Below are 20,286 nucleotides of genomic sequence, written 5' to 3'. Positions count from 1 at the left end.
CCCCCACGTCTGATGCCGGGGATACCCTCGCAGCGTGTGCGGAAGATTCGCGATGAGCAAAGGTCTGAGCATTAATCACCCGATGCAACCGGACGATCGCTGGGTGTCCTAGCAAATATGTCAGCATGCGCTGTATGATCAGTGAATGCTGACTATTGCTTCGCGCCTCGACGTCATGAACCGGCTCGGCCGTGCCATGGCCGATCCGACACGATCGCGCATTTTGATGACCCTGCTCGATGGCCCCAGTTATCCCGCCGTGCTGTCGCGCGGGTTGGATCTGACCCGTTCGAACGTCTCGAACCACCTCACGTGCTTGCGTGACTGCGGGATCGTGGTCGCCGAGCCGGAGGGGCGGCAGACTCGCTACGAGATCGCGGATCCGCATCTCGCGGCGGCGCTCATATCGCTCGTGGATGTGACGTTGGCGGTGGACGAGAACGCGCCGTGCGTGGACTCCTCGTGCACGGTGCTGGGTTGCTGTGGTGCAGGAGTGGGCAAATGAGCGCGGTGACGAAGTCTCAGATCGAGGGTGTCGATCTAGACGACGATGACGACGACCACGACGGGCCGTGGTGGACGGACCGTGGGATTATGGTGCCGGTCTTCTCCGGTATCGCGTTCCTCGCGGGCCTGATCTGCGAGTGGTCTGGAGCGGAGATCCCGGCGCTGGTGCTGTTCTGGATCGGCCTGCTGCTGGGCGCGTCGACATTCACGCCCGGCGCGATTCGGAAGTTGTTCAAGGGCAAGCTGGGCATTGGGCTACTGATGACGATCAGCGCAATCGGCGCGGTCATCCTCGGTTACGTCGAAGAGGCTGCCGCGCTGGCATTCCTCTACTCGATCGCCGAGGCACTCGAGGACAAGGCGATGGACCGCGCCCGCGGCGGTCTGCGGGCCCTGCTGAAGCTGGTCCCTGACACCGCTACAGTGCTCGTCGACGGAATGCAGACGGAGATCGCGGCGAAGGACCTCACGCTGGGGCAGGTCATGCTGGTACGTCCCGGGGAGCGGATCGCTACCGACGGCGTCGTTCGCTCGGGGCGCTCCAGTCTGGACACCTCGGCGATTACCGGCGAGTCCATCCCGGTCGAAGTTGAGCCTGGTGATGCCGTTTCCGCCGGGGCGATCAACACGGCGGGGGCGCTCGAGGTCGAGGCTACCGCGGCGGGAACCGACAACTCGCTGACCACGATCGTCGAGCTCGTTGAGCAGGCGCAGGCGGAGAAGGGCGATCGTGCCCGCCTCGCCGACCGGATCGCCCGGCCACTGGTGCCGGGTGTGTTGATCCTTGCCGCGTTGGTCGCACTGATCGGGTCGCTGTTCGGAGACCCGGAGCTGTGGATCACCCGCGCCTTGGTTGTGCTCGTCGCTGCTTCGCCCTGTGCGCTGGCGATCTCGGTACCGCTCACGGTAGTCGCCGCGATCGGCGCGGCTAGTAAGTTCGGTGTGATCATCAAGTCCGGCGCGGTCTTCGAGCGATTCGGTGGCATCCGCCACGTCGCCGTCGACAAGACCGGTACCCTCACCCGCAACGAGCCGACGGTTACCGCGGTCCTCACCGCCGACGGCGTGGCTGAGAGTCAGCTTCTCGGCTGGGCAGCCTCTCTGGAGCAGCACAGCACCCACCCCCTCGCGGCAGCGATCGCTGCCGCGGCTGCCGACGCCCCTGCGGCCGACGCGGTGACCGAGCTGGCCGGCCACGGCATTGAGGGCACCATCGACGGTGTGAAGATCACCGTCGGCAGCCCCCGATGGCTCGATGTCGGCGACCTCGGCGACCAGGTCGCCGCCCTCGAAGAACAGGGCATGACCGTGGTGATCGTCCACCGAGAGGGGACGCCCGCTGGCGCGATCGGAGTCCGCGACGAGCTGCGCCCCGAGGTTCCGGAAGTCGTCCGCACGCTGGCGAGCGATCGCATCGGTGTGACCATGCTGACCGGCGACAACGCCCGCACAGCGCGCGCTCTTGCCGCGCAGGCCGGGATCGAGGACGTGCGCGCGGAGCTTCGGCCCGAGGACAAGGCGGCCGCGATCGGTGAGTTGTCCCGCATTGCTCCGGTGGCGATGATCGGTGACGGCATCAACGACGCCCCGGCCCTCGCTGCCGCTGACATCGGAATCGCGATGGGCGCGACCGGCTCCGACGCTGCGATTGAATCCGCGGACGTCGCTTTCACGGGCCACGACCTCCGCCTCCTCCCGCGCGCGTTCGACCATGCCCGCCGCGGGCGTCGCATCATCAACCAGAACATCGTGCTGTCACTGCTGATCATCACCGCACTGCTCCCGCTCGCCCTATTCGGCGTTCTTGGCCTCGCGGCTGTCGTGCTCGTCCACGAGATCGCCGAGGTCATCGTGATCCTCAATGGCCTCCGCGCCGCTCGCACCCGGAAGGCAGTCTCGTGACGGCTTCCGCCCCTGCGATGCGCAGCGAGGAGGCAAGTGCAGAGCGCGACACAGCGTCATCGGCCACCAGAGGAACGTCCCGGCGCGCGCTCGGCGTCGCCCTGGCCGTCGCCGGGCTCGGTGTGGTGCTTGACCAAGGCACGAAGGCAGTCGCGGCGTCCAACCTCCCGCCGGGCGAGCGCACCCCGCTGGTGGGCGACTTGCTGGGCCTGTCCTTGATCTACAACCCCGGAGCCGCGTTCTCGCTCGGCTCCGGAGCTACCTGGATCTTCTCTGTTGTCGGTGTCATCGCCGCCGCGGCGACGATCGTGTTCGCCGTGCGGTTGCGGGGTGTCAGGTGGGGCATTGCGCTGGGGCTGATTCTCGGCGGCGCGGTAGGTAACCTCATCGACCGGCTCGTGAACCCTCCCTCGTTCGGGCAGGGACACGTTACGGACTTCATCGCCTATGGTGACCTCTTCGTCGGGAACGTCGCAGACATCCTCGTCGTCGCCGGGGTCGCCATGCTCGGCCTGCTCCTCATCAGCGCAAACTCGGGCGATGGTGAAGCGACCCAGCCAGAGAATTAATTGCTTGGGTAGACGCTCGAACAAGTCGGGACCCCCGCGACGCAGGTCTGATCCAGCCGGTCGCCTAAGCACCGACGTCGCACCCCGCGGCTAGAGTCCCGTCCCATGCGCGTCATTGGCACTATCCGCAGCACCGCGACCGATCGCATCACCGTCGAAGCCGACACCTACGAGCAGGCCCGCGAGCAGCTGTACGCGCAGGTCCCCGAGGGCCACGAGCTCATCGCCCTCCGGGTCGACCCCGCGGGAGCCGACTAGTGAACCGTCCCCGGTACACCGAGCTGCCCGAGGGCGTCACCGTCTACGAGAACCCGTTCGTCTACCTAGCGGAGAACCCCGACCGTGAGGCCGCGAACGGCGTGACCGGAGATCTCGGCGGATGGGACGTCGCCGATGGCTTCCGCCTCGCCGAAACACAGCTGCCCGGCACCCCCGAGTCCGAATGGCGAATCTCGATCATCGCCGGCGAGATCTACGCCGTGCTGCGCCGGCTTCCGCTCGAGCGGGGCTACACCTTCGACGGCCCGGTCTGGCTGATCGCTCGCATCCCGGAACGCCTCAGAGAGGGCAGCGCGTGGGGCCTGGTGCCGCCCGACCCCGTGGTCAACCTGATGACCGACGTCGAGCGCCTGCGCTCGGAACCTGACTCGCTGCTGACCGCGGTGCGGACGATCCGCGAGCAGCTTCCGCAGCTGGCCGGCGCCTGACCGCGCATCCCAGAAAAAGCTACTTGCATATATGCAAGAGCTAGTAGACTGGGGTGTGAGGAGGCGAGCGACATGACCACGATCACCGGCACCAACACCACCGCAGAGCTTCGCGAGCTCGCGAACCTGCACCTGCGGCAGGAGCTCATCGAGAAGGCGATCAACGAGCGTCTCGTGTCCCTCCGGTTCGGCAAGGGCGTCCAGCTGCAGGAGCTCGGCGCCGCGCTCGGCAAGAGCGAGTCGCAGATGTCGCGGATCCTCAAGGCGCTGGAAAAGAGCAAGGGTGTCGTCGTGACGACCGGCAAGCCTGTGGCCGCGACGGCAATGGAGCTCGTGCGCCAGGCGCAGCGGGGCGAGATCACGCACCAGGAGTTCGTCGAGCTCCTCAAGCACTGGAACTACGACCCGCAGTACAAGACCCAGGGTGAAGCCGACGACTGGGAGGTCGTGGATAACAGCTTCGATGCGGTCTACCACGCCTATGTCGGTCTCGATCTGCTCTCCGATGAGGAGTACGAGGAGATCGAGAGCGCAGCCGCTTGACGGACTCAGAAAACTCGGAGCACCTGACGGCGCTTCGATCCCTCACCGCTGTCAACGGCCCGATCGACGCAGACGCACCTACCGCTACGTACCAGCGCGAGCAGAACTACCGCAATGGGCGCCTCACTGCGCCTCGAGCGAGGCTGCACAAGCAGATCATCCGGGAGTTCTTCGCCGAGAACGACGCGGTGATCCGCGATCGCCAAGTGCTGGTGATGGCTGGGCCTCCCGGCGCCGGCAAGAGCTCGGCTCGGCGTGAACGGATTCCCGAGGCCGAGGAGAAGCACTGGCGGTTCATCGACCCCGACGATTTCAAGACGCGGCTGCTGCGCAAGCTGCGCGACTCAGGCGAGTACGACGACATCGTGCCGCCGGCCGTGAAGGCGCGGATCGACGAAGGTGACCGGTTCGCCCCGGGCGAGCTCGCCGCCCTTGTACACGAGGAATCATCCGAGCTCGCCCGAGAAGCCGCGACGCTCTCCCTCGAGCGAGGGGAGCGGGTGGTGATCGACGGCGTGCACGGCAGCAAAGTGAAGCTGCTCAAGCGGTTCCAGCAACTCTCCGACCAGGGATACACGTCGATCGAGATCATCGCGGTCGACGGGCCGCGCGAAGTCACCCGGGCGCGGGTAATCAACCGCTGGGAGAAGGGCTACGCCGCCTTCCAGGACGGCACCGACGACGATGCGGCCTACCAGGCCAGGTACGTTCCCGAACACATCACCGACTCGCTCTACGAAGACGACGAGCGATTCTCTGCGTGCACGCGAGCCGTGGCCATGGCGATCAAGGGCGCGCCCGAAGGGCTCACCGTGTGCGCAGACGTCTACTACGTCGACGACGTCGACGCCGCCGGCGCACCCTGGCGCAGCTACCGCAAGGACGACGTGGACGGATTCGCGCACGAGAAGATCCGCGAGATCCCCCGGCCACAGCCTCGTGCAGCCACCGACTCCGCCCCGAGCGCACCGGCCGGCGGGGACAGCACCACCGCCGCCGCCGGCGAGATCTACGTCGCAGGCTACGAGCGCTCAGACGGCACCGTGGTGCCTCCACATACCCGCACCCGCCCCACGAGCTCCTGAGTGCCGCTCAGGCCCTTACAGTGTGCCAACTCGTCCCAGTGGGTCGTAGCGCGGGGGGTGAGCATTTCGCGCTTCATCTGCCACGACGGGCCGGGACGCATGCCGCCGTATCCGAGGCCGAGGAGATCCCGGCCCTCTTTCTTCTGCACCTTGTCGATGAGCTCGGCGATACCCGACTCCTCGTGGGCATATCGGAAGAGCTCGAGCGACTGCGCCTGGGAAGCCGGCCGCAGGTCCGTGAGCATGATGCCCGCCCGTGCGTACCGCCCACCGTCCTCGATCAGCGGCAAGAGACGGTGTGCGGCACGGGTGAGCTCGACAGGGTCAGCGGTCGGCGCCGGAAGCTTCACCATCACCGAGGGGAAGCTGCGCTGCTCGGAGTAGTGCGACGTCCCCGCGAACGCGGTGAGCAACTTCGCGACCTGTTTTTGGCGCACCAACCGGGTCGCCGCCTGCTGCGCGTAGATCGACAACGCCTGGCACATCCCGTCCCGAGTGGTCACCTTCTCCGAGAACGACCGAGACACGATCAGCTGCTCTTTCCGCCCCGTGCGGTCCTCCTCCGCGACGATGGATGGCACGCCCCGCAGTTCCAGCGCCGTGCGCATCACGACCACGTTGAACGCTTTTCGGATCCGCACCGGGTCGGCTGTAGCGAGGTCCGCGATCGACGAGATCCCCATCGCCACAAGCCGTCGCTCGAGGCGGGACGCGATACCCCAGACCTCCGATACCGGAAGCCGGCTCATCAGCTGCTGCCGCCACTGCGGTCGCGTCGCCGGCCACACGCACACACCCTCGAATGCCGCGATTTTCTTGGCCGCCCGGTTCGCCAGCTTCGCCTGGGTGCGGGTCTCCGCGATCCCGACGCACACCGGCACGCCGATCAGCTGATGGAGGGTGTCTTTGATCTCCCGGCCCAGGGCTGTCATCGCATCGGGGTCGCGTGCGATCTTCGGACTCACCCGCATGAATGCCTCGTCGATGCTGTAGATCTCGAGCTCCGGGGTGAACCTGGCCAGGATGGCGTGGAATCTGCGGGACATGTCGCCGTAGAGCTCATAGTTTGAGCTCAACGCCGTCACTCCCAGCCGCTGCGCGTGAGGGCGGAGCTCGAACCATGGGCGGCCGAGATCCAGCCCCAGCGCCTTCGCCTCTTTGCTCGAAGCAACCACCATCCCGTCGTTGTTGCTCAGGACGACTGTCGGTATCGCTACTCGATGACACTAGGTGTCGCGCCGGAAGATCACTTCTGAGGGTTGCGCGGCATCCTTGTCGTGACACTTTCCTGAGACAGGCCGCCTGGCGGGCCTTAGGAGGCGCCAGCGCACACGGCGAGGAACAGGGCGATTGATGGCACCTGTCGCGGGAGGAATCTGGACTGATCATCTTTCGGGTGGCGTGTGTTTGCTACTTGTATTCTCGGAGCATCTTCTTCCGGTGAATGGATCGTCGTGCCTTCTGCTGTCAAACGTCCGGCCGCGCGTGAACGCTGGTCATCTACTCGATTCGTCCTTTTTGCCTTCATGTTCAACGCGTTGTGTTTGTTGGTCCTTCTGGCGAATCTGCTCACCGGCAATGTCTGGTGGAAGGTCGCGGTGCCGATCGCTGTCGTTTGCCTTCTTCTTGGGGGGCTGGCGGGCTTCCTTGCCAGGAGATTGCGGCTCAAAGAGCGATAGGAGCGAGCTCAGTGTCATATGCACGTCGACCAACGGAGATTCTCAACAGGTCATCGCGGGCTGTATAGTCATCGTGTGCTGACTCTTGCTTCTCGTCTTGATGTGATGAACCGGCTCGGTCGGGCGATGGCCGATCCGACGCGTTCGCGGATCCTGCTGTCCTTGCTGGATGGGCCGGGGTATCCGGCAGAGCTTTCTCGGGACTTGGAGTTGACTCGCACCAACGTGTCCAATCACTTGACCTGCCTTCGAGGGTGTGGCCTGGTGGTGGCAACACCCGAGGGCCGCCGCACGCGATACGAGATCTCCGATCCTCATCTGACCCGAGGGATGCGCGATCTACTCGAGGCTGTGGTTGCTGTCGATCAGGGTGTCCCCTGCGTTGACGACGCGTGCGAGTGCTGCGCATGACCGGCGGGGCATCGGTCTTCGAGCGGACGGGGTGGGCGGGATGAGCGAGGAGTGCTGCGCTCCTGACGAGCCTGGCAAGGCCAGGACGGTACGGCGAATCGAGTTGTCTGCACCTCGGGTAGCCGCGGATTCTTGCTGCTCGCCGGGCGAGCCCGCCGCACTGGCCGTTGACGCAACGCCCGTTCACGTCGAGGACGGAGACGCGTGCTGCGGTCCGAGTGTCTCGTCGGCGGTGACCGGTACCGCAGGAGAGGAGCCGGAGGTGCGGCCGCCGTGGTGGCGGGATCCTGCACTGCTCCCCTCAGTCCTATCCGGTGTTTTCCTTCTTGCCGGGTACGTTTTCGAGTGGTCCGGGCTCTCCGTTCCCGCGCTGGTGCTGCAGTGGGTGGCGCTCCTGGCGGGTGCCTACACGTTCGTTCCTGGCGCAGTCCGCCGGCTGCTGCTCGGTCACGTCGGTGTCGGGCTGCTAATGATGATCGCCGCGATAGGAGCGGTGCTGCTCGGTCACGTCGGTGAGGCAGCGACGCTCGCGTTCCTGTTCTCCCTCGCCGAGGCCCTTGAGGACCGCGCTATGGATCGTGCGAGAGAAGGCCTGCGCGCGCTTCTGTCGCTGATCCCCGACACGGTACGAGTGTCACGGTTGAACGGCGATGTCACGATCCCTGCTGCGGATGTTCAGGAGCTCGACATCCTCGTGGTCGGCGCGGGCGAACGCGTCGCCACCGACGGTGTGGTCGTGGAGGGACAGTCGAGTCTGGACACGTCCGCGGTAACGGGCGAATCCATCCCCGTCGACGTCGCCCCGGGAGACCTGGTGGCAGCCGGCTCCGTGAACGGGGCAGCGACCCTGCGGATCGAGGCGACCGCCGACGGCCGTGACAATTCCTTGACGCAGATCGTCGCCCTCGTGGAGCAGGCACACGCACGAAAAGGCAACCGAGCGCGGCTTGCTGACCGGATCGCGAGGCCTCTCGTTCCTGCGGTGCTGATTGCGGCCGCCGCAATCGTGTTGTTCGGTTTCTTGATTGGGGACCCCGGGACGTGGACAGAACGTGCGCTCGTCGTCCTGGTCGCTGCGTCCCCCTGCGCTCTGGCGATCGCTGTCCCGGTGACGGTGATCAGCGCCATCGGCGCCGCGTCCAAATTCGGTGTCATCATCAAGTCGGGCGAGGCGTTCGAACAACTCGGCACTATCCGCGCCATCGCTTTGGACAAGACCGGCACCCTCACCCGAAACCAGCCCGTCGTCGTCGAGGTACACCCGGCGCCGGGCGTCACCCACGAGGAATTACTGGCCTGGGCGGCGGCAGTCGAATCGACTAGCACTCACCCCCTCGCCACGGCCATCACGGCGGCCACGCCCAGTACTCCGGCCGCGGTGGATGTGGTGGAGGACGCGGGGCACGGTATTACGGGCCGAGTCGGTGGCCGCACCGTGCGTGTCGGCAACGCACGTTGGTTGGACGTCAGCGAGCAGAGCGACACCGCGGAACACATGGCCGGGCAGGGAATGACGGTTGTGGTCGTGGAGGTTGACGGGAGGTTCGCCGGCCTGGTCGGAGTGCGCGACGAGTTGCGCCCGGAATCGGCGGAGACAGTGCGGATGCTGCACGCGCAGGGCATTGACACGGTCATGCTCACCGGCGACAACGGCCGCACCGCCCGCGCGATCGCCCGCGAGGCCGGAATCACCGACGTGCAAGCCGAACAGCTGCCGAGAGACAAGGCCGACGCGATCACCGCCCTGGTCGCCACCCGCCCCACGGCAATGGTCGGCGACGGCATCAACGACGCCCCAGCTTTGGCCACGGCCACGGTCGGAATCGCGATGGGCGTGAAAGGGTCCGCGGCGGCGATCGAATCCGCCGACGTCGCCTTCACCGGCCACGACCTCCGGCTCATCCCCGCCGCGCTTGGTCATGCCAGACGCGGCCGACGGATCATGACCGCCAACATCGCCCTCGCCTTGGCGATCATCGTCGTCCTGTTCCCTCTCGCCTTGTTCGGGGTGCTGGGCCTGGCCGGGGTGGTCTTGGTTCACGAGATCGCCGAATTGATCGTCATCGCCAACGGTGTTCGCGCTGCCCGCCGCCCCGCCCTCGCCCGCAGCATGTCCACTCCCGCACCTCAGCACGCGCTGACGGTGGCCTGAATCTGGGCACCGCAACCCACTAATCCGTGGAAGGTAGACTGCGAAAGATGATTTCGGCCGCTCGAACACAGGATGCTGTGATTCTGAGCGAGCGTCTGCTGATAACGAGGATCATTACGAGCGTGGCGCTCGCGCTGCTGCTGATCGTCGGCGCGTGGATGGCGACCCACACCGAACCCGAGGCAGCCGCACCGACCGCGTCGTCCGTCACGGAGCATGTGGACGCGCACATCGCGCCAATCGTTGCTGGTACTCCGGTGATCGATCAGGGAACGACGAGTCCCATGCTGCTAGGCGTCGCGGTGTGTGTGCTTGGGGTGTTGTGTGGGCTGCTACTGGTCGTGGTGACCCGGTGGTTGCATCGCACCCGGCGGCCACAGCCTGAACGCGGACTGCTGCCGCTGCTGAGAGCACTGTTGCCCACGCCGGCACCGCCCCGCGCCGCCGCGTTCACGCTGACACAGCTGAGCATTTCCCGAACCTGACACCTGGCACGCCACCCGTCTGTGGTGGTGACCTTCTCCGGCGCCTGCCGGGGAGATTTCTCTCATGCCCACGCGTCGTGACCGTTCGGAGTGCCTCCATGAAAACCCCTGTGAAAGTGACCTTGATCACTGTCGCTGTCGTCGTCGCCTTGATCCTGGCGGCGGTCATCTATGTCCTTGTCAATCAACGCTCGACGCCTTCCCCGGGAGGGGAGGGGGAGCCTGCATCGGTGGTGCGACCGAACTCCCATGTCTTGGACGACGGGGGTGAGGGTGCGGTCACGGTGGTGGAGTTCCTCGACTTTGAGTGTGAGGCGTGCGGGGCGTTCTACCCGATCGTCGAAGACATTCGGGAGAAGTTTGCGGGGCAGATCACCTATGTCGTCCGCTACTTCCCGCTCCCCGGTCACACCAACTCCACCAACGCGGCCCTAGCTGCGGAGGCCGCAGCCGGGCAGGACCGGTTCGAGGACATGTATCACCGGCTGTTCGAGACGCAGGCCGAGTGGGGCGAGTCGCAAGAATCCCGCGCGGATTTGTTCCGCGGATTTGCGGAAGAGCTCGGGCTGGACATGGCAGCCTACGATGCGGCCGTCGCGGACCCGGAAACGCTGGCCCGGGTGGAGATGGACCTCAACGAGGGTCAGGCGCTGGGTGTTTCCAGCACCCCGACGTTCTTCGTGGACGGGGAACCGCTGGAGCTGCAGCAGTGGAACGACCTCGAGGACGCCATCACTCAAGCGCTGAGCACGGCCCCGTGATGCCTGCCAGTCTTGCGCGCCGTCGGGCGATCATCGTTGGCGCCGGCCAGTCGGGCCTGGCTGTCGCTGCGGCGCTGAGCGCGGAAGGGCTGCGGCCGCAGCAGGATTTCGTCGTGATCGATGCGGCAGCTCCGGGTCAGCGTAGCTGGTCGTCAAGGTGGCACTCGATGGTGCTGCTCAGTGACGCCCGACACAGCGCTCTCCCGACTCGGCGGCATCCTGGGGATCAACGGCTGCACCCCCGGGTGGATGAGATGGTCGACTACCTCAAGGTGGTCGAGGCCGGGATCGGTGTCGAAACAGCCTGGAATATCCACGTCACCGGGGTCGAGCGACGTGGCGACGGAACCACCCTGCACCTGTCCACCACCGTGGGTGAGGTGCAGACCCGCAACATCGTCTGCGCCACGGGCGCTGCTGCCCACCCCCGACTTCCCGAATGGGCCACCGCATTGAGCGTCCCCGGTGTCGCGATCCATACCAGCAGCTACCAATACCCCCGCCAGATTCCCACCCGGGATGTGCTGATCGTCGGCGGCGGCAACAGCGGTTTGCAGATCGCACGGGAACTTGCCGCTTCCCACACAGTGACCGTGGCGGTGCGTACCCGCCGCGCGCACCGGCCGTTAGCGAGCTACCCGTTGGCCGCCGGCGGGCGTCGGCCGTTGTTCGGCGGGGATCTTCGTCCCGAGCCGGTGTTCGGTGACAGTTACGAACGGCTGCAACAGGCCGGGGTGCGAGTCGTCCCCGCGGTAACCGACGCGCGGGGCGGTGCAGTGACCTTCGCGGACGGGACGACGGCATCACCGGGCTCGGTGATCTTCGCGACCGGCTACCTCCCCGGAGACGACTGGCTCCCCGATGAGGCACGCATCCGTGGGCCGCGGCGCACAACGACCCCCGTACCGGGCCTGTTCGTCGCGGGATTCCCGCAATACAGCCGCCGCGGTGTCGACACCATCGCCGGGGTCTCCGCGGACGCGACAGCGATCGCACACCACATCATCAACCGGCCATAAGAGAGGGACCAACATGGGCGCTGGACACAGCCACGACACGGGCGAGGCCACCCCCCGGAACAGATTGCTGATCGCGTTCTCGATCACCGCATCGGTGTTCGTGATCGAAGTCATCGGCGCAGTCATCACCGGCAGCCTCGCGCTGCTCGTGGACGCCGCGCACATGCTGACCGACGTGATCGGCCTCGCGATGGCGGTCACCGCCGCGCATCTGATGAACCGGCCCCCGTCTGACCGGTACACGTTCGGGCTGCGGCGTGCGGAAGTGCTCGCCGCTCTCGCCCAGGCCGCCCTGCTCCTCGGTGTGGGGATCTTCGCGCTGGTTGAGGGCGTACGGCGACTATTTGAGCCGCCCGAGATCGCGTCCGGCAGCCTGTTGTTCTTCGGGATCGTCGGCCTGGTCGCGAACATCGCGTCCCTGCTGGTGCTGATGAGCGGTCGCACACGCAACCTGAACATGCGCGCCGCGTTCCTCGAGGTGTTCAATGACGCACTTGGCTCCGTCGGCGTCATCGTCAGTGCCATCCTGATCGCCACCCTCGGCTGGTACCAGGCAGACGCGGTCGCCGGCATCCTGATCGCTCTCCTGATCATCCCGCGCACCTTCATCCTGCTCCGCGCATCCGGCAGCGTCCTGCTCGAATCCACCCCTCCCGGCCTTGACCTGGCGGAGGTACGCCGACACATCCTCGAGCTCCCGCAGGTGGTCGCCGTGCACGACCTGCACGCCTCCCAAGTCTCCACGGACCTCCCCACTCTGACCGCGCACGTCGTCGTCGACGACACCCTCACCCCGGAACAGTCCGCCCGGCTCCTGCAAGAGCTCCAGGAATGTGTCGCCGACCACTTCCCGGTGAGCATCGAGCACGCCACGTTCCAGATCGAATCGCAATCCCACCCCGGAGAACACACCACCCATGCGTAACCCCCGCCGCTCACTCATCACCGCCATGGCCACCCTCCTCCTCGGAGCGGGACTAACCCTGGCTGTGGCAACCCCCGCCCAAGCACACGACGAACTGGTCTCCTCCTATCCCGAAGCGGGCTCCACAATCACCGGATCACCGGCAGAGATCACCCTGTCCTTCAGCGGTGAACTCATTGCGGGGATGCAATCCGCTGCCGTCGAGGTGATCGCCCCCGATGGGCAGAACATCGCCACCGATGCACCTTCAGAAGTTGGCACCTCCATCACTCAGCACCTCGCCCCGAACCCGCCGGCCGGGCTGTTCACCGTCCGGTGGAAAGTCGTCTCCAGCGATGGCCACCCGATCAGCGGCGAATACACCTACACCGTCGCACCCACCGACGCTGTCCCGAGTAGCCCCGCCGCCACACCGAGCACGGCTCCGCAAACCCCCGCACCGACCGCGACCGAAGCGCCCGCTGACAACGGATACGGGGGCGAGACCTCCGGAGGCGGCGATACCTTCGCGATCCTCGCTGTGGTCGGGGGAGTGGTTGTCCTCGGCGGCGCCCTCGTCATCGTGTTGATGGTCGGCAGGGAACGTCGACGCCGCGACCGTGCCGACGCCGCGCGAGCCGCCCGGGACACTCCCGCCGGGAAGGACTCGACTGATGAGTCGTAACCAGGCACGCAGGTTCGCTGTCGCCTGCATCGCGGCAGCAGGAGTGGTGCTGATTGATCAGGCCAGCAAGGCGGCCGCGTTGTCCTCCCTGAGCGAGGAGGAGCGGATCCCGCTGCTGGGTGATCTGCTCGGTCTCCAACTAGCTTTCAACCCGGGAGCCCTCCTGTCCCTCGGGTCCGGGGCGACGTGGCTGCTCACCCTGCTGGGGGTGGCCGCGACCGCCGTGCTCGTCATCGCCGCAACGCGCGCCCGCACCACCGGCTGGGCGGTCGGGATCGGGCTGATCCTGGGCGGCGCGATCGGCAACCTGATCGACCGACTGTTCGCCCCGCCCGCGTTCGGCCGCGGCCATGTCACCGACTTCCTCGCCTACGGCAACTGGTTCATCGGCAACCTCGCCGACGTCGCTCTCGGCGCCGGCGTGGTCGTCCTGGCCGGAAGTCTCTGGATCCGTCACCGCCGCACCCGCACAACAACAGCAAAGGATGATCCCACGGCCCCGGCTGCCGCGGTGGAGGCGGGACGATGATGGCGAAACAGCGAATCCCCTCGACGTATCAGCGCAACGCGTTCGCGCCGAGCCTGCTCGCTGCAGCTGCCTTGTTCGTTGCCCCCGCGCTCATGGGCAATGACTGGTTCCTGGCTGTGCTGTTCCTCACCGCCATCCTGGGTGTGATTGTGGCGTGGTTTGCGGTGCAGGCGCGGCAGTGGTGGTGGGTGCCGGTGTTCGCGGTGATCGTGGTGGTCTGGAATCCGGTCTTCCCGTTCCCGTTCGCGGGGCCGGTGTGGACGGCCGCGCAACCGGCCGCAGCGGTGGTGTTCCTTGTCGCCGGCGCGCTGATCAAGGTGCGCCGCCCATGACCACCCACATGGGTCGGACCCGGACTGCTGTCGCCCTTCTCCTCGCGGGCGCGTTGCTGACCGGCTGCGCGGCGGATGACTCCCTGGCGCAGCAGTACCGCGACGGCAACGAGAAGGGCTACATCTCCGGCGATTTCCAGGTCGTGGAGATCCCGGAGCCGGAACGGGGTGACCCGGTCGTGTTCGAGGGTGTCACCGAAACCGGTGAGACGGTGACCAGCGACGACTACCGGGGTGGGGTGCTGGTGGTGAACTTCTGGTACGCCGCGTGCGGGCCGTGCATCGTCGAAGCGCCACTGCTGGAAGAGGTGTGGCAGGACTACCAGGATCAGGGTGTCGCGTTCCTCGGGGTGAACACCTACGACCAGCCCGCCACCGCGCTCTCCTTCGCCCGCGACAACAACATCACCTACCCCAGCGTGATCGACGTGAACGACGGGCAAGTCAAACTCGCATTCGCACAGCTCACCCCCATCCAAGCCACCCCCACCACCCTCGTCATCGACCGCGACGGGAGAGTCGCCGCCCGGATCATCGGACAACTGGCCACCGCATCAATCCTCTCCACACTCGTCGCCGACACCCTCGCAGAGGATGCCCCGTGAACCCCGGGGTGGCGATCATCGACGGCGCCCTGTGGGTGGCCGTCCCGGTCGCGGTACTCGCCGGGCTGGTGTCCTTCCTGTCCCCGTGCGTGCTGCCCCTCGTGCCCGGCTACCTCGGCTACCTCGGCAGCACCACCACCGACACCCGAACAGTCGGAAACGGGTCAGGGGTCGCGGTGCGGGCAGAGCGTGCACGGCTGCTGCTCGGGGTGGCCTTGTTCATCGCCGGTTTCACATTGGTTTTCGTGGCAGTCACCATCCTCGGGGGCACCTTCGGATTCCTGTTGCTGCAGTACGCGAACATCCTCACCCGGGTGTTCGGGGTCGTCATCATCATTCTCGGGCTGGTGTTCCTCGGTCTGTTCGGGCTCGCCCAACGCACCCTCCGCCCCCGCACCCGAGGCCGGGCCGGGTTGATCGGCGCGCCATTGCTCGGCTTCGCGCTCGGTGTCGGCTGGACGCCCTGCATCGGCCCCACCCTCGCGGCGATCATCTCGATGTCCTGGAACCTGGGCGACCCGGCTCGCGCCGGCCTGCTCGGCCTGGCCTACTCTCTCGGCCTGGGGATCCCGTTCCTGATCCTCGCAGCCGGCTGGGGGTGGGCATCCCGGTCCGTGACATTCCTGCGCCGCCACATCCGCGCGCTGAACATCATCGGCGGAGTGATGCTCATCCTCCTCGGGCTGCTGATGGTCACCGGACTGTGGACGGCGCTGATGTCGGCACTGCAACAGGTGGTGATCAATGTCCCCCTCCCGCTCTGAGACCGACACGACGAACGAGGCTGTCGACCCGCTCCGACCTCGCGACCACGCCGACAGCGACGACGGTGACAATGCCGCGGACGTGACCTCGCCGGCGCTCGGCATAGTGGGCTGGGCGAGGTGGGCGTGGCGGCAACTGACCAGCATGCGTACCGCCCTGGTGCTGCTGCTGTTCCTTGCGATCGCCGCCGTACCGGGGTCGCTGTTCCCGCAACGCACCGCCGACCCCAACGGCGTCATCCAATGGGAACGCGACAATCCGGACGTGTTCCCTCTCGCGGACGCGATCGGGTTGTTCGACGTGTACCAGTCGCCCTGGTTCTCCGCGATCTACCTGCTGCTGTTCACCTCCCTCATCGGCTGCGTGATACCCCGCGCAAAGCACCACTACAAAGCCCTCCGGTCCCAGCCGCCCCGCACTCCGGCCCGCCTCTCCCGCCTCCCCGATTACCGGGAAGTCACCGTATCCGCAGGGGCGGCGGCCCAGAACGCGGCGGAAGAGGCCGTTGAGCTCGCGGAGCGGCAACTGCGCCGCGCCGGCTACCGGGTGCACAGGTACGACGGCCGCGGATGGGCATCTGTCTCGGCGGAGCGCGGTTACTTGCGAGAAACAGGGAACCTGGTCTTCCACATCGCTCTGATCGGGGTGCTGGTCTCCGTCGGCATCGGCGGCGGGTTCGCATACACCGGACAGCGGGTCGTGGTGGAGGGGACCACGTTCGTCAACGCGCTCAGCGACTACTCCTCCTTCAACCCCGGCCGGTTCATCGACGGGACCGGCCTCGCCCCGTACTCGATGACCCTCGACGAGTTCGAGGTCACCTATCAGCTACCCGGTACCCCCGGCGCGGGGCAAGCAGGGGACTTCTCCGCCAACGTGACCATCCGCCAACCCGGGCAGGACGACCGCAGCGAGAGCGTCATCGTCAACTATCCGATCACCGTCGAAGGTGACCGGATCTACCTGCTCGGAAACGGGTACGCGCCCACCCTCACCATCCGGAACCCGGAAGGGGAAGTTGTGTATAGCGAATCGCAGCCGTTCTTGCCGCAGGACTCATTCATGACCTCCTTGGGGGTCATCAAGATCCCGGACGGGATGCCTGAACAGCTCGGCCTGGTCGGGTTCTTCTACCCCACCCAGGGTGTGCTGCCGTCCGGCGCGTATACATCGGTGTACCCGGATGCGATCAACCCGGTGCTCACTCTCAACGTGTTCAGCGGTGACCTCGGGATCGATGACGGCACCCCCCGGTCCGTCTACACCCTCGATGTCGACGGGCTCACCCAGCACACCGGCGCCGACACCGGCGCCGACTCGCTCGAGCTCACCCCCGGCGCGACCGCTGACCTTCCCAACGGGTGGGGGACGATCACCTGGGAGGACGACACCGCGGTGGTCGGTGAACCGGTGAAACGGTTCGCGTCGCTGCAGATCCAAAACGACCCCTCCGGTACCTGGGTGCTCGCCTTCGCCACCCTCGCCACATTGGGACTGATTGCCGGGATGTTCGTCCCCCGCCGCCGCGTGTGGATCAAAGCCCACACCACTCCCGCGGGCGTCCGCGTCGAGTACGCCGGCCTCGCGCGCGGCGAGGACCCGACCCTGCATAAAGCCGTCCGCGACATCGCGGACACTCATGCCGCCGCGCTGACCGGCACCATAAGCCACACCCCTCCCGAAGGAGAAGACCGATGAAATGTCCCATTGACGATGCCCTGCTCGTGGTGACCGAGCGCTCCGGTGTCGAAATTGACTACTGCCCGCAATGCCGCGGCGTCTGGCTGGACCGCGGCGAACTGGACAAGATCATCGACCGCGCCCCCGACTCCCGCGCACCGGAATACCCCGCACCACCATCACGCGACTCCCACCACGGCCGCAGCGACTCTCAACCGAACCGAGGCGATTCCCGTCACGACCGAGGAGGGAAGCGCCGTCGAGAGGGTTTCCTCGGCGACCTCTTCGACTTCTGATCACTCAACCGAGATGAGACCGTGAACGACTGGATCCCCGGGGCACCGCCGACACTGCTCGGCTTCCTCAGCCCTGGGCCGTTGCCGTTGCCGTTGCTGCCGCTTGTGGCCGGCGTGCTCGCGGTCGGCTACCTGGCCGGCGCGGTGCGGCTGTGGTCGCTGGGGCGTCGGTGGCCGGTGTGGCGCACGGTCAGCTTCCTGCTCGGCTGCGTCGCCCTTGCCGCGGTCACCGGGCTCGGAGTCGAGGGGTACGGGTACGCGCTGTTCTCGGTGTTCATGTTCCAGCAGCTCACCCTGATGATGGCAATCCCGCCGCTGCTGGTTCTCGGCTCTCCCGGCACGCTGTTGTTGCGCGCCACCCCCCACCACGGCGCCGGCCTCCTGATCCTCCGTGCGGCACATGCGGGGCTGCGCAGCCGGACCGCCCGGTGGCTGCTCAGCCCGTGGCTGGCGGTCCCGTTGTACCTGGCCGCTTTCTACGGTCTCTACCTGGCGGACTTCGCCGACCCGATCCTGTCCACCGTCACGGGCCACACCCTTCTTGAGGTCGGGTTCCTGGTTGCCGGGATGCTGTTCACGATCCCGATTCTGTCCTCAGACCCGCTCCCGGTGCGGATGAGCCACGGCGGACGCGCTCTGGATGTGTTTGCGGAAGCCGCCCTGCACGCGTTCTTTGGCGTGTTCCTGATGATGGCCACCAGCACCCTCGTGCAAGAGTTCACCGGGCCGACGAGCGCGCTCGGCATTGACCCGATCGAGGACCAACGCCTCGCCGGCGGCTTGGCCTGGTCCTACGGCGAAGCTCCCACCCTGCTGATGCTCATCTACGTGATGCACCGCTGGTTTCGTGAGGACACCGCCCAGGCCGTCGCCGCCGACCGCCGCGCCGACGCTCACGGTGACCCCGAACTCGACGCATACAACGACTACCTGACCCGACTGCACCAGAAAGACACCTGACCGATGCCCACGACCGTGCCCTCTCTCGCCCCGGCTGCTGTGCCGGAGCACGGGACGCTGCGGCGCGCATCGTGGTCGATGCCGCTCTGGGCTGCGGTGATGGCGGCGGCCGCGGCCGGGTTCCTCCTGGATTGGGCGTCCGCGCCGGTCGGGGGGTGGCCGCTGACCTTCGTGAGCGTCATGGTCGCCCTGGTGACTCTGATTGGGCGCAGTCTTGGTGGTGCGTTGCTGGTGGGCACCGTCTTCGGTGCGGTGTTCTACGTCACCCACTTGGTGTGGGTGGGGGAGTTCCTCGGCCCGGTGCCGTGGCTTGCCCTCGCCGGGCTGGAAGCGATCTTGTTCAGCGTAGGCGCGGTGCCGATCGCCCTCGCCTACCGGTGGACTGCCCGTCACCGGGCTAATGGCGTCATTCAGCTGCTCGCCGTGCCGCTGTTGGTCGGGGGGCTGTGGGCGGTTCGCGAGGTGGCGATGGGAGCGTGGCCGTACTCCGGCTTCCCGTGGGCGCGGGTCGGGATGACACAAGTCGGTGGGCCGTTCGTCGAGGTCGCGTCATGGTCGGGTGTGACCGGTTTGTCGTTCCTGATCGTGATGGTGTGCGCCGCCGTGGTGCAGTCGTTGTGTGCGGGCGGGCTCCGATTCCTCCGCGGTCTGCTCCTCGTCGGTGTCGTGGCCGTTCTCCTGGCTGTGGCGCCGCAGTTCCCCACCACGGAGGCCGGAGCGTTCCGGGTCGGGTGGGTGCAGGGCAACGGCCCAACCGGATACTTCGACGTAAAGGCGCCCGGCGACGTCCTCGCCGCGCAGACCACCGCGACGCGCCCTCTGTACGGGAAACCGATGGATCTGTTGGCCTGGCCGGAGGGCGGCGTCGACGCCGACCCCCTCAGCGACCCCGCCGCCGCTGCGGCGCTTGACCGTGTCGTGCAGGCGGCGGGAGCGCCGCTGCTGATGAACGCCGCCACGACCCGCGGCGACGACGTCTTCAACACGTCCCTGCTGTGGACCGCAGATCCCGCGGACCGGCAGTGGCATGACAAGGTCAACCCGGTCCCGTTCGGGGAATACGTGCCCGACCGGTGGTTCTACGAACTAATCGTCCCTGACATGGTGGGTCTGATCCAGCGCGAATACACCCCCGGCACCAACCCGCCCCTCGTGCAGGTCGGCGACGTCGGTGTCGGGCTGGCGATCTGCTTCGACGTCATCTACGACACCGTCATCTGGAACGGCGCCCAGCAAGGTGCTCAGCTGTTCGTGTTTCAGACCAACAACGCCGACTTCCGTGGCACCGACGAGAACCTCCAGCAACTCGCGTTCGCCCGCATGCGCGCCATCGAAACGGGCCGCGCCGTCGTCAACGTCTCAACGGTGGGCACCAGTCAGGTGATCGCCCCAGACGGCACCACCCTCGACAGTGTCGGCGTAGACACCGCTGGCGCGTCAATCGCCACCGTCCCGCTGCGCACCGGGCTCACCCCATCGACCGTGCTCGGTCCCTGGCTCACCGGGCTCATTGTCCTCGCCTCCGGTGTTGCTCTCACGGCCGCCGGCATCTCCCACCGCGCCCGTACCCGGGTGGGCGCCACGGATCAGTCGACCGGCCGAAGGAGTCTTCCATGAACGCGGCACGGACGGGAAACGCCGGATACCAACATGACCACGCACGGCGAACGCTACAGGTGATCCCCACCAAGGCCGCGGAGCAAGATCCGC

24 protein-coding genes are annotated in these 20,286 nt (G+C 66.8%); 23 read left to right on the top strand and 1 reads right to left on the bottom strand.

Annotated elements, in window-relative coordinates:
* Nucleotides 1-145 precede the first annotated feature (145 nt).
* The 7 genes from cmtR (ACLQ2Q_RS20510) (at nt 146) to ACLQ2Q_RS20480 (ending at nt 5,313) form a co-directional block, all read left to right on the top strand.
* On the top strand, nt 146-505 hold the full coding sequence (gene cmtR, locus ACLQ2Q_RS20510) for a Cd(II)/Pb(II)-sensing metalloregulatory transcriptional regulator CmtR (RefSeq protein WP_425823395.1): 360 nt from the start codon (nt 146-148) through the stop codon (nt 503-505).
* A complete protein-coding gene (locus ACLQ2Q_RS20505; protein ID WP_425823393.1) occupies nt 502-2,409 on the top strand; it encodes a heavy metal translocating P-type ATPase in 1,908 nt (635 codons plus the stop codon). The genes cmtR (ACLQ2Q_RS20510) and ACLQ2Q_RS20505 overlap by 4 nt, the downstream gene beginning before the upstream one ends.
* Nucleotides 2,406-2,978 (top strand): signal peptidase II, encoded by a 573-nt coding sequence (locus tag ACLQ2Q_RS20500; RefSeq protein ID WP_425823391.1) that lies wholly within the window; start codon nt 2,406-2,408, stop codon nt 2,976-2,978. The genes ACLQ2Q_RS20505 and ACLQ2Q_RS20500 overlap by 4 nt, the downstream gene beginning before the upstream one ends.
* Nucleotides 2,979-3,083: 105 nt before the next feature.
* Nucleotides 3,084-3,236: a hypothetical protein gene (locus ACLQ2Q_RS20495; RefSeq protein ID WP_425823389.1), complete on the top strand. Its 153-nt coding sequence runs from the start codon at nt 3,084-3,086 to the stop codon at nt 3,234-3,236.
* On the top strand, nt 3,236-3,685 hold the full coding sequence (locus ACLQ2Q_RS20490; protein ID WP_425823387.1) for a hypothetical protein: 450 nt from the start codon (nt 3,236-3,238) through the stop codon (nt 3,683-3,685). Before ACLQ2Q_RS20495 ends, ACLQ2Q_RS20490 begins: the two co-directional genes overlap by 1 nt.
* Nucleotides 3,686-3,757: 72 nt before the next feature.
* Nucleotides 3,758-4,228 carry a hypothetical protein gene (locus ACLQ2Q_RS20485; protein ID WP_425823385.1) on the top strand — a complete coding sequence of 157 codons (471 nt, stop codon included), beginning with the start codon at nt 3,758-3,760 and terminating at the stop codon, nt 4,226-4,228.
* Nucleotides 4,225-5,313 (top strand): zeta toxin family protein, encoded by a 1,089-nt coding sequence (locus ACLQ2Q_RS20480; protein ID WP_425823383.1) that lies wholly within the window; start codon nt 4,225-4,227, stop codon nt 5,311-5,313. The genes ACLQ2Q_RS20485 and ACLQ2Q_RS20480 overlap by 4 nt, the downstream gene beginning before the upstream one ends.
* On the opposite strand, the gene ACLQ2Q_RS20475 is transcribed toward ACLQ2Q_RS20480, so the two are convergent.
* Nucleotides 5,250-6,509, bottom strand: a complete 1,260-nt coding sequence (locus ACLQ2Q_RS20475; RefSeq protein ID WP_425823475.1) for a Y-family DNA polymerase — start codon at nt 6,507-6,509, stop codon at nt 5,250-5,252. The genes ACLQ2Q_RS20480 and ACLQ2Q_RS20475 overlap by 64 nt on opposite strands.
* Before the next feature lie 258 nt (nt 6,510-6,767).
* On the opposite strand from ACLQ2Q_RS20475, the gene ACLQ2Q_RS20470 reads away from it, so the two are divergent.
* The 16 genes from ACLQ2Q_RS20470 to lnt all read left to right on the top strand — a co-directional run bounded on the left by ACLQ2Q_RS20470 (nt 6,768) and on the right by lnt (nt 20,193).
* Nucleotides 6,768-6,992, top strand: coding sequence for a hypothetical protein (locus tag ACLQ2Q_RS20470; RefSeq protein WP_425823381.1), 225 nt, complete (start codon nt 6,768-6,770; stop codon nt 6,990-6,992).
* Between the two features lie 75 nt (nt 6,993-7,067).
* Nucleotides 7,068-7,403 (top strand): Cd(II)/Pb(II)-sensing metalloregulatory transcriptional regulator CmtR, encoded by a 336-nt coding sequence (gene cmtR / locus ACLQ2Q_RS20465; protein WP_282836805.1) that lies wholly within the window; start codon nt 7,068-7,070, stop codon nt 7,401-7,403.
* A gap of 262 nt (nt 7,404-7,665) precedes the next feature.
* A complete protein-coding gene (locus ACLQ2Q_RS20460; protein ID WP_425823473.1) occupies nt 7,666-9,555 on the top strand; it encodes a heavy metal translocating P-type ATPase in 1,890 nt (629 codons plus the stop codon).
* A gap of 47 nt (nt 9,556-9,602) precedes the next feature.
* Nucleotides 9,603-10,040, top strand: coding sequence for a hypothetical protein (locus tag ACLQ2Q_RS20455; protein WP_425823379.1), 438 nt, complete (start codon nt 9,603-9,605; stop codon nt 10,038-10,040).
* 98 nt (nt 10,041-10,138) lie between these two features.
* A complete protein-coding gene (locus ACLQ2Q_RS20450; RefSeq protein ID WP_425823377.1) occupies nt 10,139-10,801 on the top strand; it encodes a DsbA family protein in 663 nt (220 codons plus the stop codon).
* Complete coding sequence (locus ACLQ2Q_RS20445; protein WP_425823375.1) at nt 10,801-11,820, top strand: flavin-containing monooxygenase; 1,020 nt, start codon at nt 10,801-10,803, stop codon at nt 11,818-11,820. Before ACLQ2Q_RS20450 ends, ACLQ2Q_RS20445 begins: the two co-directional genes overlap by 1 nt.
* Nucleotides 11,821-11,833: 13 nt before the next feature.
* A complete protein-coding gene (locus tag ACLQ2Q_RS20440; RefSeq protein WP_425823373.1) occupies nt 11,834-12,745 on the top strand; it encodes a cation diffusion facilitator family transporter in 912 nt (303 codons plus the stop codon).
* Nucleotides 12,738-13,409: a copper resistance CopC family protein gene (locus ACLQ2Q_RS20435; protein WP_425823371.1), complete on the top strand. Its 672-nt coding sequence runs from the start codon at nt 12,738-12,740 to the stop codon at nt 13,407-13,409. The genes ACLQ2Q_RS20440 and ACLQ2Q_RS20435 overlap by 8 nt, the downstream gene beginning before the upstream one ends.
* Complete coding sequence (locus ACLQ2Q_RS20430) at nt 13,399-13,938, top strand: signal peptidase II (RefSeq protein ID WP_425823369.1); 540 nt, start codon at nt 13,399-13,401, stop codon at nt 13,936-13,938. The genes ACLQ2Q_RS20435 and ACLQ2Q_RS20430 overlap by 11 nt, the downstream gene beginning before the upstream one ends.
* Complete coding sequence (locus ACLQ2Q_RS20425) at nt 13,935-14,270, top strand: DUF6804 family protein (RefSeq protein WP_425823367.1); 336 nt, start codon at nt 13,935-13,937, stop codon at nt 14,268-14,270. Before ACLQ2Q_RS20430 ends, ACLQ2Q_RS20425 begins: the two co-directional genes overlap by 4 nt.
* Nucleotides 14,267-14,875, top strand: a complete 609-nt coding sequence (locus ACLQ2Q_RS20420; protein ID WP_425823365.1) for a TlpA family protein disulfide reductase — start codon at nt 14,267-14,269, stop codon at nt 14,873-14,875. Before ACLQ2Q_RS20425 ends, ACLQ2Q_RS20420 begins: the two co-directional genes overlap by 4 nt.
* Nucleotides 14,872-15,639: a cytochrome c biogenesis CcdA family protein gene (locus tag ACLQ2Q_RS20415; RefSeq protein ID WP_425823363.1), complete on the top strand. Its 768-nt coding sequence runs from the start codon at nt 14,872-14,874 to the stop codon at nt 15,637-15,639. The genes ACLQ2Q_RS20420 and ACLQ2Q_RS20415 overlap by 4 nt, the downstream gene beginning before the upstream one ends.
* Nucleotides 15,620-17,338 (top strand): cytochrome c biogenesis protein ResB, encoded by a 1,719-nt coding sequence (gene resB, locus ACLQ2Q_RS20410; protein ID WP_425823361.1) that lies wholly within the window; start codon nt 15,620-15,622, stop codon nt 17,336-17,338. Before ACLQ2Q_RS20415 ends, resB begins: the two co-directional genes overlap by 20 nt.
* Nucleotides 17,335-17,616: a zf-TFIIB domain-containing protein gene (locus tag ACLQ2Q_RS20405; protein ID WP_425823359.1), complete on the top strand. Its 282-nt coding sequence runs from the start codon at nt 17,335-17,337 to the stop codon at nt 17,614-17,616. The genes resB and ACLQ2Q_RS20405 overlap by 4 nt, the downstream gene beginning before the upstream one ends.
* Before the next feature lie 21 nt (nt 17,617-17,637).
* The gene (locus tag ACLQ2Q_RS20400; protein ID WP_425823357.1) at nt 17,638-18,576 is read left to right on the top strand and encodes a cytochrome c oxidase assembly protein; all 939 of its coding nucleotides are present in this window, start codon (nt 17,638-17,640) and stop codon (nt 18,574-18,576) included.
* Between the two features lie 3 nt (nt 18,577-18,579).
* The gene (gene lnt / locus ACLQ2Q_RS20395; RefSeq protein ID WP_425823355.1) at nt 18,580-20,193 is read left to right on the top strand and encodes an apolipoprotein N-acyltransferase; all 1,614 of its coding nucleotides are present in this window, start codon (nt 18,580-18,582) and stop codon (nt 20,191-20,193) included.
* Nucleotides 20,194-20,286 lie beyond the last annotated feature (93 nt).

This window comes from Microbacterium sp. DT81.1 (assembly GCF_049844955.1).
Taxonomy (GTDB): domain Bacteria; phylum Actinomycetota; class Actinomycetes; order Actinomycetales; family Microbacteriaceae; genus Microbacterium.
Note: the sequence above shows the minus strand (reverse complement) of the source record. Positions and strands in the feature narration are given on the sequence as shown.

What these genes read in the sequence shown, in the direction of transcription:
- cmtR (WP_425823395.1), top strand. Translation starts at nt 146, where the DNA reads ATGCTGACTATTGCTTCGCGCCTCGACGTCATGAACCGGCTCGGCCGT.
- ACLQ2Q_RS20505 (WP_425823393.1), top strand. Translation starts at nt 502, where the DNA reads ATGAGCGCGGTGACGAAGTCTCAGATCGAGGGTGTCGATCTAGACGAC.
- ACLQ2Q_RS20495 (WP_425823389.1), top strand. Translation starts at nt 3,084, where the DNA reads ATGCGCGTCATTGGCACTATCCGCAGCACCGCGACCGATCGCATCACC.
- ACLQ2Q_RS20485 (WP_425823385.1), top strand. Translation starts at nt 3,758, where the DNA reads ATGACCACGATCACCGGCACCAACACCACCGCAGAGCTTCGCGAGCTC.
- ACLQ2Q_RS20455 (WP_425823379.1), top strand. Translation starts at nt 9,603, where the DNA reads ATGATTTCGGCCGCTCGAACACAGGATGCTGTGATTCTGAGCGAGCGT.
- ACLQ2Q_RS20450 (WP_425823377.1), top strand. Translation starts at nt 10,139, where the DNA reads ATGAAAACCCCTGTGAAAGTGACCTTGATCACTGTCGCTGTCGTCGTC.
- ACLQ2Q_RS20445 (WP_425823375.1), top strand. Translation starts at nt 10,801, where the DNA reads ATGCCTGCCAGTCTTGCGCGCCGTCGGGCGATCATCGTTGGCGCCGGC.
- ACLQ2Q_RS20440 (WP_425823373.1), top strand. Translation starts at nt 11,834, where the DNA reads ATGGGCGCTGGACACAGCCACGACACGGGCGAGGCCACCCCCCGGAAC.
- ACLQ2Q_RS20435 (WP_425823371.1), top strand. Translation starts at nt 12,738, where the DNA reads ATGCGTAACCCCCGCCGCTCACTCATCACCGCCATGGCCACCCTCCTC.
- ACLQ2Q_RS20430 (WP_425823369.1), top strand. Translation starts at nt 13,399, where the DNA reads ATGAGTCGTAACCAGGCACGCAGGTTCGCTGTCGCCTGCATCGCGGCA.
- ACLQ2Q_RS20425 (WP_425823367.1), top strand. Translation starts at nt 13,935, where the DNA reads ATGATGGCGAAACAGCGAATCCCCTCGACGTATCAGCGCAACGCGTTC.
- ACLQ2Q_RS20420 (WP_425823365.1), top strand. Translation starts at nt 14,267, where the DNA reads ATGACCACCCACATGGGTCGGACCCGGACTGCTGTCGCCCTTCTCCTC.
- resB (WP_425823361.1), top strand. Translation starts at nt 15,620, where the DNA reads ATGTCCCCCTCCCGCTCTGAGACCGACACGACGAACGAGGCTGTCGAC.
- ACLQ2Q_RS20405 (WP_425823359.1), top strand. Translation starts at nt 17,335, where the DNA reads ATGAAATGTCCCATTGACGATGCCCTGCTCGTGGTGACCGAGCGCTCC.
- lnt (WP_425823355.1), top strand. Translation starts at nt 18,580, where the DNA reads ATGCCCACGACCGTGCCCTCTCTCGCCCCGGCTGCTGTGCCGGAGCAC.